General features: G+C 49.7%; 11 protein-coding genes. 9 read left to right on the plus strand and 2 right to left on the minus strand.

The genetic code is table 11. From position 1 onward, the window contains the following. The first annotated feature begins 263 nt into the window (after positions 1 to 263). From HHO50_RS07065 to mnmE, 6 genes are all read left to right on the plus strand, one after another. Positions 264 to 1,436, plus strand: coding sequence for a hypothetical protein (locus tag HHO50_RS07065; RefSeq protein ID WP_181305314.1), 1,173 nt, complete (start codon positions 264 to 266; stop codon positions 1,434 to 1,436). Between the two features lie 263 nt (positions 1,437 to 1,699). Further along, positions 1,700 to 2,734 (plus strand): pepsin/retropepsin-like aspartic protease family protein, encoded by a 1,035-nt coding sequence (locus tag HHO50_RS07070; RefSeq protein WP_181305315.1) that lies wholly within the window; start codon positions 1,700 to 1,702, stop codon positions 2,732 to 2,734. Next, positions 2,725 to 4,203: a glycogen-binding domain-containing protein gene (locus HHO50_RS07075; protein ID WP_181305316.1), complete on the plus strand. Its 1,479-nt coding sequence runs from the start codon at positions 2,725 to 2,727 to the stop codon at positions 4,201 to 4,203. Before HHO50_RS07070 ends, HHO50_RS07075 begins: the two co-directional genes overlap by 10 nt. Positions 4,204 to 4,950: 747 nt before the next feature. Beyond that, complete coding sequence (locus HHO50_RS07080; protein ID WP_181305317.1) at positions 4,951 to 7,335, plus strand: hypothetical protein; 2,385 nt, start codon at positions 4,951 to 4,953, stop codon at positions 7,333 to 7,335. Positions 7,336 to 7,983: 648 nt separating this feature from the next. Further along, positions 7,984 to 8,487, plus strand: coding sequence for a DUF255 domain-containing protein (locus HHO50_RS07085; protein ID WP_181305318.1), 504 nt, complete (start codon positions 7,984 to 7,986; stop codon positions 8,485 to 8,487). A gap of 35 nt (positions 8,488 to 8,522) precedes the next feature. Then, complete coding sequence (gene mnmE / locus HHO50_RS07090; RefSeq protein ID WP_181305319.1) at positions 8,523 to 9,902, plus strand: tRNA uridine-5-carboxymethylaminomethyl(34) synthesis GTPase MnmE; 1,380 nt, start codon at positions 8,523 to 8,525, stop codon at positions 9,900 to 9,902. 222 nt (positions 9,903 to 10,124) lie between these two features. Here the strand turns inward: mnmE and HHO50_RS07095 are convergent. Then, a protein-coding gene (locus HHO50_RS07095) for an IS3 family transposase (protein ID WP_255478641.1) occupies positions 10,125 to 11,272 on the minus strand; the annotation gives its coding sequence in 2 pieces (ribosomal slippage) (positions 10,125 to 11,020 and positions 11,020 to 11,272; 1,149 coding nt in all). On the opposite strand from HHO50_RS07095, the gene HHO50_RS07100 reads away from it, so the two are divergent. From HHO50_RS07100 to HHO50_RS07110, 3 genes are all read left to right on the plus strand, one after another. Further along, on the plus strand, positions 11,225 to 11,653 hold the full coding sequence (locus HHO50_RS07100) for a helix-turn-helix domain-containing protein (RefSeq protein WP_181305320.1): 429 nt from the start codon (positions 11,225 to 11,227) through the stop codon (positions 11,651 to 11,653). The two genes, HHO50_RS07095 and HHO50_RS07100, sit on opposite strands and share 48 nt — an antisense overlap. Next, positions 11,650 to 11,811, plus strand: coding sequence for a hypothetical protein (locus tag HHO50_RS07105; RefSeq protein WP_181305321.1), 162 nt, complete (start codon positions 11,650 to 11,652; stop codon positions 11,809 to 11,811). Before HHO50_RS07100 ends, HHO50_RS07105 begins: the two co-directional genes overlap by 4 nt. A gap of 786 nt (positions 11,812 to 12,597) precedes the next feature. Continuing rightward, complete coding sequence (locus HHO50_RS07110) at positions 12,598 to 13,017, plus strand: hypothetical protein (RefSeq protein ID WP_181305322.1); 420 nt, start codon at positions 12,598 to 12,600, stop codon at positions 13,015 to 13,017. An 842-nt stretch (positions 13,018 to 13,859) separates the two neighbouring features. Here the strand turns inward: HHO50_RS07110 and HHO50_RS07115 are convergent. Further along, positions 13,860 to 15,056, minus strand: a complete 1,197-nt coding sequence (locus tag HHO50_RS07115) for a hypothetical protein (RefSeq protein WP_181305323.1) — start codon at positions 15,054 to 15,056, stop codon at positions 13,860 to 13,862. Between the last annotated feature and the right edge of the window lie 702 nt (positions 15,057 to 15,758).

A 15,758-nucleotide genomic window follows, 5' to 3' on the forward strand; every position in this document is an offset into this window, starting at 1 on the left:
TCAGAAGGACAGGAAAAAATAACACACGTTTGTTTCTGTCTTAGTACTTTGTTTATACATCAAAAAGATAACAGGAAGCGTCTAGCGGCTCATGTATCCCCCACGCGAATATTGTGTTTTAGTTTATCATTACTTTTCAGAACTACCCAAGAATATATTTTACTATATTTAACCCGCAAGTAACTAATCTTACTATAACACAATTAAATATTATCTTTTAAAACCTGCTTCTATTCTAAACATCTACACCCTTACCTCTTTGCATGAAAACACGTTTACTCCTCGTTTTTACACTTTTCTTGAGTTTTCAACCTAAAGGCTACGCCCAGAACGGCTTTTATGAACCGGGCTACATTTTGCAGGCAGGTGATACCCTAAAAGGCTTTGTGGAACGAACCGATGAAACAAAACTTAGCCTAGGCATCAATTTTAAGCCTGATCAGGCGGCTGAGATGCGCCATTACTCCCCAGATGAACTTGCCGGATTTGGCTTTATTGACAAAGGCTTACATTTTGAACCGGTGTATATGACCATCCGCAGCATCTCTCCAGACAGTAGAATAAAAAGGTTCGCTAAAAAGATGGTAGCAGGGCATACTACTTTGTACAGGTTACAACTACCTCAACAAGAGCTATCTCAGGAGTACCTAAAAGACAATGCGCATGTGTACATTTTAAAAAAAGACACTGCCTTTTACACGTTGGCTCAATATGAGGTAAGCACAAATAATGGAGTTAGGTTTGAGAAGAGGTATATAGGCCTGTTGATTTACCTCCTCAATGACTGCCCAGGTATTGCCTCTTCGTCTTTTAAAAGGCTTGCTTTCAAAGACGAAGCAATGGCGCAGCTCATCACTCAATACAATGCGTGTAAAGACCCGTCAACTGCAAGTGTGGAACACACTTATAAGGTAAAGGCGGAGGTGAAATGGGGGCCAGAGGCTGGCTATACGCATGTGTTCGCACCAGACAATATTACCTTTCTTGATGGTAGGGGCTTTTGGGGAGGAGTTTTCTGGGACATCACTAAACCAGACATCAGTCGTAAACTAAGCACCAGGGTTGGGCTTAATTATCTTCACTTGAACTACAATTATACCGCCCATTCAAGAGACGGCTACCCTGCCAAGCCTTATACAGTTGCAGAACAAATGCACATGCTCCGGTTACCACTACAGGTACAGTATAACTTCAATAACGCCCCAGAGAAGCGGTTATCTCCATTCCTCAGCTTCGGTTTAACCCCACAATTCTCGGCAAACAGTGCATTGAAGGACATAGACATGGTTCCATTTCTCAACTTTGGAGCTGGCGCTTATATTCAGCAATATAAAGTGAGTGTTTCAGTAGAGAATATGGGGTTTGGCTTTAAAAGCGATAAAATTATTTCCCTTGGCGTGGGTTACGTGCTGAAAAAAAGGAACAAGAAGCATTGAAGGTCGTGGGGGTAAGCGCTCTTTTCACCCTCATGCCAATAAGGGTTGGTTGTTTTAGGGCTGTTTTCATAAAAACTCCTCTAAAACAGCCAACCGGTTGCTTCCTTGAATTTAGGGGATTAGAAAGTTGAAACTGGTGTGGCACGCTTCCAAGCACTTCTGATAACGGGCTGAATACTCACGCACGTGCACCAGAACTGTTACGGGAAACGGCGGCCCTGGCTTTGGACTAGCGCTTACATTCTCTACTATACACTTGTTCCATGTCATTTACCCGGCGTCTATATTTGGCGGCTTTACCAGGGCTGCTCCTACTTACGGCAGGAAGCGGTGCCCTGCCAGCGAAGCCCATGGAAAGCACCAAGCCCAGGAGGCACCTTGCCCCCACGTTCCAGACGCTCAAAAGTCAGTTGTCCTCTGTTTCCATCAGCAGTTTTTTCGCGGGCAATGATTCTACGTCCTGCGTGATTCCGTTCACCCGGGCCGGAAACCTGATCTTGATTCAGGCAACCGCCGACACGACTATGGGTAACTTCATTCTGGACACCGGTGCCCAGAACCTGGTGCTCAACATCACATACTTCCGGGATTACCCTAAAATACAGGACTCCAGGGCCCAAAGAACCAGCGTGACCGGTTCCTCGGCCACTGTCCTGAAAACCGTGGTCAGGAACTTCACCTTCGGCACGCTCAAGCACTCCAGAATCAAAGCAGATTTAATTCCCTTGGGGCACTTAGAGAACACCAAAGGGGTTAAAATACTGGGCTTGCTGGGCATGGAGCTGTTCAGGCAGTGTGAGGTGATTATTGATTATGAACGAAGCCTCATTTACCTGCACCAGATTGGCAGAAAAGAGAGCAACACCTACCGGAGCGCGCAGTTGCAGGACACTTCTACGTACAACACCATTCCCATTGACCTGAAAGACAACCGTATTATTGCCCACACGCAGATTGATGGCAAGAAAATTGACTTCATCATTGACTGCGGCGCCGAGACCAACATTCTGGACAGCCGGTTGCCCAACAGGATTTTTGAAAATGTGGACGTTACCGGAAGGGTCATGTTGACTGGTACGGGAAACCGGAAAATTGAGGCGCTGCGCGGAAATCTCCGCAACCTCCGGTTCGGCAACCAGGACATTGCCCTGCTGCCCGTCTTGATTACCAGTCTGGAGAACACCTGCTTTTCTTACAACGGGTGTATCAATGGGGTGCTGGGGTTTGACTTTCTGGTGGTCAACAATAATAAAATAGGCTTTAATTTTGTGAAGCGCGAACTGTATATATGGAAATAGACATTCACCGGACTTTTTGGCGGCGGTTGCTGCGTACCTGCTGGTGCACTATCTTGTTGGTAGTTGCCCTGCACGGGCTGGCCTATGCCCAGGCTCCGGTTAATAAGTACCTGGTAAAAGACGGCAAGATGTTCATTGAGCTGAGCAAACACCTCTCTCCGGCGGCGCTTGACTCTTTTCTGGTTCAGTTCAACCTCACAGACGTGGGCCTGAAACAGTTCTTCCAAAGCAATACCGCAGATTCTCTCCGCCAGCAGGGCTGGCAACTGGAGCAAAACAATGACCAGATTGTTATTTTCAGCAAGCCTTTCATGGTTTTTGAGCACATCAAGAACCCCGTAGACAGGATCATCTTCACCACCAACGAGGCAAAATCCACCTTATCCCGGGCCCTTAACCGGGGTGTGAGGTACGGGTACAACCGTTTCAAGAACCAGAACGCCTATGCAGAAAAAGACTCGGTGGTTACCTTCTGCCTCCGGAACGCGCCGCAGGCCAGAAACGTTTTCTTAGCCGGAAGCTTCAATGCCTGGTCTCCCACGGCGCTGCCCATGGCCAGAACAGACAGCGGCTGGGTGGCCCGCGTCACCCTTTCGCCCGGCAAATACTGGTACAAATTTGTGGCAGATACCCGTTGGACTGTTGACCAGGAAAATCAGCTGCGGGAAAACGATGGGCACGGAAATGTCAATTCGGTCTTTTACAAAACCAATACGGCCTTCCGGCTACCCGGCTTTCAAAACGCCAAACGGGTGTACGTTGCGGGCTCATTCAATAACTGGCGGGAAAAGGATCTTCTCATGACCAAAACCGGCCGCGGCTGGGAATTGCCTCTGTACCTGCCGCCCGGAACCCACATCTACAAGTTTATTGTGGACGGGCAGTGGTACCATGACGCCGCCAACCCAGAAACGGTACCAGACGGCCACCAAGGGGTGAACTCCCTGCTCAGGATTGGAACCCCGTACCTTTTCAAATTAGACGGTTACACCATGTCCAAAGAAGTGTTCCTGGCGGGCACTTTCAATGACTGGCGGGACTTTGAGTTACAGATGAAGAAAACGCCTGCGGGCTGGGAACTCCCGTACACCATTGGCCCCGGCAACTATGAATACAAGTTCAAGGTGGATCATCAGTGGGTGTTAGATCCCGCTAATCCGTTGAAAGTGGGCAACCCAGACCAAACCGGCAACTCATACCTAATCATCTCCCCCAACCATACGTTCCGCCTGCGGGGCTACGGCAATTCAAAAGTGGCGTATGTGGCCGGAGACTTCAACAACTGGTCGCCAACCGCCCTGCCCATGAAAAAAGAAGGCAATGACTGGGTGTTCAGCGTTCACCTTCCGGCAGGCAAGAACCGCTATAAATTCTTCGTGGATGGCGAATGGATCCTTGACCCCGCAAACAAACTCTGGGAGCAGAACGAATACGGAACCGGGAACTCCATCCTCTGGATAGAGCAATAGAGGCATCTTCCGCTAAGGGTTCCTGGGGCTGTAAAGAACCAGGTAAAAACTGTTTCTGGCCTGGTTTTCATAAAACACGGTAAAAACAGCAGAGTCCCAGGAGGCCTCCCCCCCGGTCTGCCCAGACAGGCCGGAAGAAAGCCCCCTCTAGTAGAGAGGGAGGAACCACGCTGATGCGTTTTGGGGCTGTTTTGCGGAAAACAGCCCCAAAACGAAGAAACCTGTGAGGTCTCCAAGACCTCACAGGTTTAATAAGTACTGGCGCGAGACTCCAGTCTCGTGACAAGGGAGGAAGCGAGTCTCCAGACTCGCCGGGAACCACCGGCAGAAGTACGGAACATCGTTGTGCGTAGAGTTAGCGCCAGCGCTCTACGCACCATAGGACAGCCAATCGCCTGATTGGCGAGTTATCGGCACCGACGCTAAGAGGTCTTTGGAGGCAGGCGGAATGGCAAAGAGAGCCAATTAAAAACGACTCGCCAAGAACCACGGGCAGTTTTGCGTACGTCGGGTTTGATTTCAGGAATAGGAAGAGAAGGCGTTTATACGGTTGTTTTGAGAAAACGGGCACAAACCAAGACGGGCCTATGAACGCCTTGGTTTTGAAGTTCAGGGGAATCACCTATCTTATGTCCATAAAGTATATTCACAGGAATCAAGCCCCTATTCTTATCTTGTCAACTGATTTCCAGAGCTGCGTAGGGCAACAGCATTGGGAATAGATCTAAAATTGTTCAGGGTTACACTATGCACTACCTTTTCTTCGTTTTCCATCTCAGCTTACTAGGAATCATGGCGCAAGTGACCGGCTGTTCCCAGGCCGCGCCACCTCCCCTCCCTCCCATAGGCCTAAGTTCTGCAGAAGCCGCAGACGGTAGAAAGGCGGGCATAATTCCGTATAGATCTGAGTGGGCGTACCAGCTGGATGTGTCAGAGAATAACTTTGATCTGTGGTTTGACGGCACGTTGGGCGACAACCCAGACACCCCTACTTCCTATAACCTGAAAGGGGTAATGGAAACCACCGAAACCATGTTCACTTTTCCTCCCGAGCTGGAAGTGGAACTGGCGCAGATCAACTTTTATGACGGGAAAGGCAGCTCTAGCAATCCCCTGAAGGTGCACTTGCTGTTGACGGATGGGAAACGGATAGAGAACGCGGTGCCTGACTTTCATGGAAATCAGTATTTAGCCTGGCTCCGCCACGAGATTCCCGTCAAATACCAGAAAGTAAAAGCGGTTATCTTTCTGATGCCCAAAAACATGACCCATTCCACGGATGAGGGAATCTACCCCAGTGAGATCCAGTTTGTAGGCAAGTACACGCCTTACATGGCGCCCAAAGCCGTGCCCGTTACCCGGGTGAATTTCCGGAACATGTACGGGGTCAACTCTTTCCCCTGGGATAACACCGGCAGGGAAGCCAATCAGAGTTCCCCCGGCACCGTTTCCCAACTCTCGCGCTTTGAGCACATGGGCTGGAACCGCGCTTATGACGACTGGCACCTGTTTGAGGCCGTGAAAGACGATTACCGGTTCGCCCCGGCCCACAGCGGCGAATGGAACCAAGACCGGGGCTTCGCCCGCTTGAAAGAACGGGGGGTGAAAAGTATTCAGGCCATCAAGACCATTCCCGCCTGGATCACGGATACCTATCCGAAATCACACGTAGACAACGTAAGTTACCGGAACGGGGAGAATGCCTACCACCCTTACAAAGGCAACGTGGCCTTTTACAACAACCTTTCCTCCTTTCCGGCAGAGGGTGCCACCAACCCCAGGGATTTTCCCTTCACCACCAAAGAGCCAACCACCTATGTGGCCAATGACACCAAGCTGTGCTATACCTGGAACGGCAAAGGGTACGTGCTGAGAACCACCAATGACACCGTCACCTACCTGGATGTTTTCACCAAAGAGAACGCCACTGACGCCAACCCCGTGGGGAAACTCAAGAACGTCTTCAACAAAAACCTGGACCGGGACAGGGTTACCCCCGCTACCTACAAGGCTTTTGCGCAGATGGCCTTCCAATCGGCTGCGCGGTATGGAACCAACAAAGCCGTTGACCCAACCCTAGTCCTCACGCCCGACAAACTGGTGGGGCTTGACTTGCTGGATGGCGTGGAAGCCGGGAACGAGATGAACGCCCACTGGCACGGCCGGAAAAGGTACCTGAACCCCTACGAACACGCGGCCTTCCTCTCGGCGTTCTATGACGGGCACAAAGGAACCTTGGGGCCAAGAGCCGGGGTGAAAAAAGGCGACCCTAAGCTGAAGGCGTACGTGGGTGGCATTGTTTCGGCCAACCCAAGGTTCTACCGGGCCATGATAGACTGGTGCCGCGAAAACCGGGGTTACCGCAAAGACGGAACGGTAGACATTTGCTGGGACGTGGTGAAATACCACCAGTACACGACTTCCTCCGGTCTGGAGCAGCATAAAAACGGCCCTCGGTTCGCCATTCCCGCCGACATGCATCCCTCGGCCACCGCGAAAGTACAGGAAATGAAGAACCTGCACCAGCACCTGGTAGGCCGAACCGTACCCGTGCACATTGGGGAACTGGGGTATGATGTGGGCCCCTCAGAACAAGGCGCGGCCGATATCAAGAATTCCGCCACTGGCTATGTGAGTTCCCGCAAGCACACGCAGGGCGTCTGGGTATTGCGCGACCAACTCACCTACGCCTACCACGGAGTGGACGGGCTGCAGTTCTACATTCTGGAAGACCCCGTTTACCTGGAAGACCCGTATACTTCAAACGCCATCTACGCCTCCTCAGGGTTTTTCGCCCGCAATTTCGGGAAGTACCCCAAAGAGAAAAGGACAGCCGCCTGGTATTCCGCCCAATTCCAGAAAGAGTTCGGGGACTACACGCCGCAACAGTTAGTAAGTTCTGCGCCCATGGTGCTTAAGGCTACCCGTCAGAAAAGCGTGCTGTATGCGCTGTGGCTCCCGTCCATGACGGGCGAAGTGGGCACCCATACGCTGGCGTTGCCGGGAGTTACTTCCGTTACCTTGTATTCCCTGGTAGACAACGCCAGCAGCATGAAAAGCCAGGTAATCCCTATCAAAGGTTCTTATACCGCCAAGATCTCAGAGACGCCTATTTTTGTAAAAGTCAACTAGCCCGGTGTTCGTCCGGTAAGGGCCTCGTTTTAGGGCTGTTTTAAAAAAAGAGGCTATTTTCAGGAGCCTTTTGTAGGTGCTTCTTTGGTTAAGAGCATGTTTAAATTTCATTTTTGCGCTACAAACGGCCATAAAAAGAACCTGCGTTCGCCTTTTTCTCGCCCCGTAGCGCTGCTACGCGGCTCAAAAAACGCTTCCGCAGAACCTTTCTCTGGCCATTTTCGCCGGCAAACCTCAAATTTAAACAAGCTCTAAGGGCACAAAACAGAAATAATGATGCATCCTTTTGTCTCTCTGGAAGGATCTCGATAGCGAACTAGGAAAGCTTGGAGAAGCGTTACTACTGTCCGCCCGCAATGCTCCTTCCAGGATGGCAAAACTTGCCCTTTTACTTAAAGGCACTGGCACTTGCTTGAATCTGTTTGCGGAGAAGGAAAACGGTTTCCGGGCTGTTTTTGGGAAAAAAGACCAAAAACAACAAACCAGTTGCCCGTTATCGCCATGGGCGATTAGCTGGCGCTGCATCTGGGGCTTCTGAGTGGTAGGCGTGCTGAATGGAAATCCCATGTTTGAGATAGCTTCACAATAGATTGGCTAATTGAACGTATGTAAGGCAACTCACCGTTAAGCACTTATTTGAATTCCCACATGTATCTTTTTCTGCTCGCCTTCCACTCGCTCCTAAGCACTTTTGCCCCGCAGAGGCCTACTGCCGAGTTAATGCCGATGGTTAAGATTGGTGCCGTTCCCGCAGAAAAACTGGAATGGCTTACGTTAGAACAAGCGCTGCAAAAAAACAAGACCAAGCCCCGCAAGATCTTAGTTGACGTGTATACCAACTGGTGCGGCTGGTGCAAGAAAATGGACAAGCAGGTGTACCTGCACCCCGCCGTCGTGCAGAAACTGAACCAAGACTTTTACGTGGTGAAACTGAACGCCGAACAGCGCCAGCCTATCACCATAGAAGGTAAAACGTATAAATATTTAGAAAAGTACCGGGCCCATGAATTGGCGTTGTCCCTTCTTCAAGGGCAGATGAGTTACCCCTCCACCGTTTTCCTAAATGAGAAACAGCAAGTCATGCAGCGGGTGCCCGGCTTTATACCACCCAAAGATTTTCTGCGTGTTTTGGCGTATCTTTCGGAAAAATAGCCGGTAAACGGCTGCTCACCCAGGACTTACAACTTGTGATACCTTCCCTCTTTTCCCAAGATACCATAGTGGCGCTGGCCACCGCCGCCGGCCACGGGGCCATTGCCATCATCCGGCTTTCCGGGCCCGAAGCCGTTTCCATTGTACAGGGTGTTTTCAAAGGAAAGAACCTGACGCAACAACCCTCGCATACCTTGCATTTTGGCACCATCCGCGACGGGGAAAAGATTCTGGACGAGGTAGTTGTCTCACTGTTCAAAGCTCCTTCCTCTTACACCAAGGAAGACGTGGTGGAGGTCTCCTGCCACGGTTCGCCGTATATTACCGAGCAACTCCTGAAACTGTTCCTGCGCCAGGGAGCCCGCCTGGCCGAGCCCGGAGAATTCACCAAGCGCGCCTTCCTCAACGGTCAGTTTGACCTGGCCCAGGCCGAGGCCGTGGCTGACTTGATCGCCTCTGACTCCGCGTTGACGCACCAGGTAGCCATGAAGCAGATGCGCGGCGGATTCTCCCAGGAAATCAAAGCCTTGCGCGCCCAACTCATCCACTTTGCCTCCATGATTGAACTGGAACTGGACTTCAGCGAGGAAGACGTGGAGTTTGCCGACCGAGAGGCACTTCGCCGCTTGATCTCTACGTTGCAGCGCCTCATCGCAGGCCTGCTGCAATCCTTTGAGCTGGGAAACGTGTTGAAGAACGGAGTGCCCACGGTCATAGCCGGAAAGCCCAATGCCGGGAAGTCTACCTTGTTAAACGCCCTGCTCAACGAAGAAAAAGCCATTGTCTCTGACATACCCGGCACCACCCGTGACGTCATAGAAGACGAAGCCATGCTGGGCGGCATCCGCTTCCGGTTCATTGACACCGCCGGCCTCCGCGAAACCCTAGATAAAGTAGAAGCCATTGGGGTGGCCCGCACGAAAGAACAGCTAAAAAAAGCAGCACTGGTATTGTACCTTTTTGACGTAACCACCACCTCTCCTGCCCAACTTCAGGAAGAATTAGCTGCCTTGGCGCTGCCACAGATTCCTTATCTTCTGCTCGCCAACAAAAAAGATTTAGCTTCCCCTGAGCAGCTGGCTACCTTCTCCCATACAGAGAATCTGGTATTCCTGTCTGCCGGAACGAAAGAAGGACTGGAGGATCTGAAACAAACGCTCCTGGCGCAAGTGAACGCCCATGAAGCAATCACCGGCGACCGCACCATTGTCACCAACCTGCGCCATTACCAAAGCCTGCAACAAACGTCAGAGACTTTACTGGAAGTTCTCCAAGGCCTTAACAACGGCCTCACCAGTGATTGGCTCGCCGCCGATATCCGCCGCTGCTTGTTTTACCTGGGCCAGATTACCGGCGAGATCACCACTGATGATCTGTTAGACAATATCTTTACTAAGTTCTGCATCGGAAAGTAAAGACGTTAAGCATCATTAATTAAAATACATCAAATACAGTCTAAAGGCCTCTAAATGAGGTCTTTTTTTATGCTCTTACTTAATTTTGTTTTAATGTTTTTCATCTTGCTTAACACAAAGGTTGTTCCTTTTGTGTACATGTTACAAACATGAAGGAACAATGTAAGTACCCCATTTTTCGGACAGCTTAAATGAGACTTTTCTCAATCTTTACTATCACCACTATGTAGTGGTAATGTGGTAAACTTGCTGGGCATGCCCTGTGCCAGGGGAGAAGTTTTCCATATTTCCACTTCTGCTCTCCGGAGGCCATTCCTTTGGCGTTAGGTTTCCGAGCGCCTCATGTGGCCTTCTGGTGTTGTATTCCTCCATCCACTGCTCTGTCAGTTCTCTGGCCTCCTCCAACCCAAGGAACAGGTAAGCATCCGGTACTTCCCTGCGGTAGCTTCCGTTGAAGCGCCCGATGAAGCCGTTCTGCATCGGCTTGCCAGGCTGGGTGTAGTTAATGCTGATTTCTTTCCCCCTGCACCAACCGGTAAAGTCAGCGCTGGTGAACTCCGGCCCGTTGTCCACCCGGATGGCTGCCGGCTTGCCGCGCCAGTCAATGAGCTGTTCCAAAGCCCTGGTCACTCTTTTAGCGGCAATGGAAGTGGCTACCTCTATGGCCAGTGCCTCCCGGTTGAAGTCGTCTATCACGTCCAGGGTCCTGAACCGGGTGCCAGAGGCCAGGCTGTCACCCATAAAGTCCATGCTCCAGCTGCTGTTGAGCTCCGCCTGCTTAGCCAGCGGCTGCTTCACCCGCGCCGGCAGCCTTCGCTTGCCCTTTCTCTTTCTGTTGAGCCTGAGCAGCCTGTAGACCCGGTACACCCGCTTGTGGTTCCACGTCTTGCCGGCTCTCTTCAGGTAAGCCAGCAGTTTGCGGAAGCCGTAAGTAGGATGGGCGGCGGCCAACTCCTGCAGCGCCCCTATCACCTCAGAATCATCCCTGCGGCTCCTGTAGTAGAATTGGGAGCGGGCCAGGCCGGTCAGTCGGCAGGCCCTGGCAGCACTTATGCCGTAGTCCGAGACAATCTCCTCGGTCAGCTGCCTTTGCTGCCAGGGCCCCAGCCCTTTTTTGTGATTACCTCCTTGAGTATCTCGTGGTTCAGGCTCAGGTCGGCGAACATCTTCTTAAGCCGGGCATTCTCTTCCTCCAACTCTCTGAGGCGCTTCACATCGGAGGCTTCCATGCCCCCGTACTGGCTCTTCCACCTGTAGAAGGTGGCCCGGCTGATATTCAGATCCCGGCAAAGGTCCTCCGTCTTCCGACCGCCCTCGTTCTCATGGAGGGCTTTGATGATCTGGCTCTCGGTGAATCGTGTCTTCTTCATCTTCTCAGTTTAAATGTAAAACCTTTTTGTCTACTTTTAAACTGCCTTGATTTTAGGGGTACTTACAACAGAACCTCCGTTACCAAGACGTGCAGTGATAAATGCGCCAGCGCGGCATATAAGGCCAGGGTAAGGGCAGCTAAGATTGAGAAGAGCAACCTGGAGACAGCGCAGCTCAAGGCCCGGAAAACGGAGGAGCTGAGGGCCAAGGAGTTTCTATCCATCAATGAGGTAACCGAATTACTCCCCCTGAGCAGAAGGACTATCTACAGGCTCATAGAGGAAGGGGAACTGAACGCGGCCAAGTTCGGGGCCCGTGCGCTCATCAGGCGGGTTGACATAGACGCCCTATTTATCAAGCCCAAACACCCAGAGGCATGAAGATCACCAAGGTAAAGCTGCGCACCAAAGCCATGAAGGACAACAGGGAGAGCGTCCGCCTGGACTACCCCCCTATCCCGCACCTGGCTCCTTCTTGGATGTTCTCATGTACACCAGCTGCCATGATGATGAAGATGATGATGAACGGTCGGAGGTGATCACAGACTAAAGGCTTTACAACTTCTTCAACCCACCGGCAGCATGACAAAAAGCAGCAGAGAGATACTGGCCGATGTAGTGGCCGGAAACATAAGCCTTGAAGCCGCGGCACCTGCATTGAGACTGCATTGAGACTGGCCATGTAGAGAGAGGCACCTAATATTATTGCTAAACAGGAAGAAGACGGTACCTATTCAGTGGTGCATGCGATTTCTGGCAAGTTTAAGATGTCTGACATATTCGATAACCTCACAGTAAAAGGCCTCACGGAGAAGAATTCAATGTTAGGTATGGGGAACACAGTGGGATTCTGTTCAAAGCTACAGAGCAGGTAGGTTGAGTTTTCTTGCATATAAAAAAGGGATGGTTTTGCACTTATAGGGCCTACCTGTTTACAATTGTTAACCTTTTTAAGGATTTTCCGGGTAAAGGTGAACATGTAGGTAGCCTTCCTCCTATTGTCCAAGCGAGTAGGCCAGAACCTGAGAAAACCTAAAACTTTGAACGGTATTTTAGCCCGTCTCCCTCTCCTTACTAAACCGGATTTGAATCTTTCATAGAACTTACTTCTGCTTAACACTATATTATAAGGAAAAGTATCCTCATTCGCTCCTGTTGGGGTGCCGGTTTCGGGTGGTTTGTTGCAATCTTCCCAGTTGCCTCATTTCTGGCATGGCCCAGATAAAATGCTGATTGAGGTTAGCTAAATTCATCCCCCAAAGTTTTCCTAACTTTCTTTACTTCTTTTGGCCAACATTCGCTATATTCCTCTTTAAAGTAATTCTATGCGGAAAGCCTTACCCACCATTTTACTCTTTTTTCTGACCTTCACCCTAATGGCCCAGACTAAGCCGCTTGATATTGGTCTCCCTAAAGCGGCTAAGAGTGAGCGCAAAAAACTTCTCGCCTTCGGATTAACCCTTAACATGATAGGAGCTACAACCTACTTCCTTGTCCCCACCCTTATGTCCAAACCTATAGATTATTCCATAGGTACAAGGAAATTTTTAAAGGAGGCGCTAGATAGAAATGAAGGCCCCGAGGAGATAAAAAGAATTGAGTCTAGGCTGATCCAAGAGAAGAAGAAATACGATGATGCGATGGAAAAGAGGAGCAAAACCATCAAAGGAATCAGATATGCAAGTTCGGCTTTGTTTTGCGTGGGGTTATCCATCAACTTAGCCGCTATCTACAATAGAAAGTAAGTATTCGTAACAAAGTCCCTCCTACCTTTGGCAAGGAGAGTTTTTGATTAATTATAAGCTTATAGCTGCACAGGATTATTCCTTATCAACTGGTTAGCTTGGCACCAGTTCAGGCGCTCGGGTTTAATATGCCCAAAGATTGACTGCCTAAGTGTTTCCACGTCTTCACTCTCGTATCCTTCCAAGGCATCTATGACGTTCATTAAAGGAGCTGCTGATGGTGAGACTTCTCCTTTTATAACCATGGCAGAGATAGCCATCAAAACACGCCCTAGGGCTTTGGATTCATTGGGGAGTTGCTGAGGTTCAGTTTATATCCCTTTAAGTACGGAGACAGCATTACTTTATACTATTTGTCATCCCGGAAGGATCTTGTGGGCAAACTAGAACAGCTTTGATGGAGCGCAATTGCCGTTCGCAACCAAGATCCTTCCAGGAGGACAACAAGAAAAGTAAGTCAAACTAATTTTGTCCGCGTACTTAGAGCATTTAATTGAAAAAGAAGCGCTGAGAATAACATTGCTGCTTCTTTGACCCACATATTTCATTCTCCCCAATCTGATAGTTCAGCAGTGCTATGGATTTATGTTCGGGACAGTAGATTAGCCTCCATGAAGCAGTTGTCGCTTTCCTTTTGGCTATGCAGAGGAAAGCACTTGAAGACATGCACGAAGAAGAGAGTACTATTCCTTTTTAGTACTACTTGTACTAATACTGTCCAAAAACGAGAGAGTATTTTATAAAAAATCGCTTTGGCGCAAGTAGCACCAAAGCGATTTTTGGAATTGGATAACCATAAAGCAAAATGTAATTACTATTGCCTTAATAGCTGCAAATGGTCATTACATCTTGTTATTGTTGAATCGTTCTTTCTGTTCCGCAATCACAACGTTCAGCTCTTTGGCCAGGTTCTCATACTTGTTTACATCCAGAACCTTGATCTTGTTGATGTGCTTTTCGGCCTCTTCAAAGTTGTTGAGCCACATGTAGGCCTCGGCGCAGTTGAGGTGGGTGGCGGCGGCGACTTTGGCATCTATGCGCGCCTTCTTGTTGTTGGGGTCCGCCTCTTTCAGCGCATTGTTCCACAGTCCTATGGCCTTCTCCAGCTCCGCGGCAGCCTCGGCTTTCTTTTCCTGGTTAGCTATCTTGCTGTAGGCCGAGGTCGCGTTCTCGAATGCCTGGTTGAAGTCATTGTAGGACACCTTCTTATCCTTGACGTTGACAACCACCGCTGTTCTGGGAACCGGCGCAAAACCGTAGCGGCTCGCCAGTTCCTCTTTCACAATGTTCATGTTCCGGACAAGGATGGTTTCGTCCAGGTTGCGGAGAAAGGTGTTCTGGTTAGTGCCCCAGTATTTTTCCAGCGCCTCTTTGGATTTGTGCTCCGCCGAGGTGGCTATGATGACCTCATCCAACTTCTCAATAGGGGATTCCTGCAGGATCTTCCCGCCCTTGTCCTGCACCCGCAGCGTGATGGGGTGTTTATACGAGATCTCGTAGTAGTATTTGGTGCTGATGACCTCTGCCCCGTTTACTTTTGTCTTTGACTCCTTTGTTTTCTCAGAGATGTCCGCCGTGGCGAAACCGTTCAGCAACACAGTCACCTGCACATCGGCGTTGGCGTCTTGGCGGGTATACCCCGGGATCTGGACGTAAGAGTTGGCCAGCATGCCTGCATCGTGGATCTTGACCACATAAGGATCAGTGCCGATCACCGCACCAGTAGGCTTGCCCTCGTCTAAGAGGATCTTGTTGATGGCCTTGTCTTTGAGCGACATTTTCTTGTATGCCTCCTGGTCGGCGGCGGCCTTGGCTTTCAGATCCGCTACCTCCTGCTGGCGTGCGGCCTTGCTGGCTTCGGCGTCTTCCCGGTAGGCAAGCTCCACCTTGCCCGAGAAAGTCTTCGCTTCTTTGGGCAGGGGCTGTAGCGGCAGCCTCAGGTAGCTAAAGTTGATTTTCTCCAGGTTAATGTCCTGCGCGTTCACCGCCCCTGAGAGCAAAACACAGGAAAAAGCAAAGGGTAAAAGTCTTTTGTACATAGAGTAATGTTTATATTTTTATGTAAATCTAGTTAACTCTATCAATAAATATAACTTTTAAGATAACAATCCATTATTAAAAGACACATTAATATACATTCATAATAATAACCACATTTTAAGTATGGCCTTTCTAATAACAGCTATATGTTACCTCAGCTAATTTATTGATGACCCTCTTACCTTTGGAAAACTTTAGACTATCCCAAATGAAAAATACTTCTTACCCTCACACTCTCATTGTCATTGTTTTTACTAGGCTCCTGCAAAAGTGAGTTATACTTTGATTGCCAGAAAAGTACGGGTAGCTCAAAATTTTGTATGCCCCAAAGAGGCGAAAGACAGACGTGCCCAACTGGAAAGCCAAGGCTATCATTGCAAAAAATTCTCAGAGTAAAGACCTAAACCAACTGACCTTAAATTTATTTAGAGTTTTTCATTCATCGGTATTTAGAGCAATTCCTCTAAGGCAAGCGTCCGTTGGTGCCGTTGTTTTCAGGCTACTTTTATGGAAACAGGCCAGAAACAGGAGGTTTATCTGTACCCTGCCGCAAGCATCCGCTTGTACCGCCGTTTCCAGGCCATTTTTATGAAAACAGGCAGAAAACGCTAAACAGTTTCCATATCATAAAGTCCCTCTTAAATTGAATAGGGCTTTACCATGACCCGTTTAGAGTTCACCATTTTGTACCGGCGCACGCA

It is taken from the genome of Rufibacter sp. XAAS-G3-1, from assembly GCF_013623775.1.
In the GTDB taxonomy this organism is placed as follows: domain Bacteria; phylum Bacteroidota; class Bacteroidia; order Cytophagales; family Hymenobacteraceae; genus Nibribacter.

Bases quoted from the DNA above. Each gene is read 5' to 3' on its own strand.
- HHO50_RS07065 (WP_181305314.1), top strand. From the start codon at position 264: ATGAAAACACGTTTACTCCTCGTTTTTACACTTTTCTTGAGTTTTCAA.
- HHO50_RS07070 (WP_181305315.1), top strand. From the start codon at position 1,700: ATGTCATTTACCCGGCGTCTATATTTGGCGGCTTTACCAGGGCTGCTC.
- HHO50_RS07075 (WP_181305316.1), top strand. From the start codon at position 2,725: ATGGAAATAGACATTCACCGGACTTTTTGGCGGCGGTTGCTGCGTACC.
- HHO50_RS07080 (WP_181305317.1), top strand. From the start codon at position 4,951: ATGCACTACCTTTTCTTCGTTTTCCATCTCAGCTTACTAGGAATCATG.
- HHO50_RS07085 (WP_181305318.1), top strand. From the start codon at position 7,984: ATGTATCTTTTTCTGCTCGCCTTCCACTCGCTCCTAAGCACTTTTGCC.
- HHO50_RS07100 (WP_181305320.1), top strand. From the start codon at position 11,225: ATGGAGGGCTTTGATGATCTGGCTCTCGGTGAATCGTGTCTTCTTCAT.
- HHO50_RS07105 (WP_181305321.1), top strand. From the start codon at position 11,650: ATGAAGATCACCAAGGTAAAGCTGCGCACCAAAGCCATGAAGGACAAC.
- HHO50_RS07110 (WP_181305322.1), top strand. From the start codon at position 12,598: ATGCGGAAAGCCTTACCCACCATTTTACTCTTTTTTCTGACCTTCACC.
- HHO50_RS07115 (WP_181305323.1), bottom strand. From the start codon at position 15,056: ATGTACAAAAGACTTTTACCCTTTGCTTTTTCCTGTGTTTTGCTCTCA.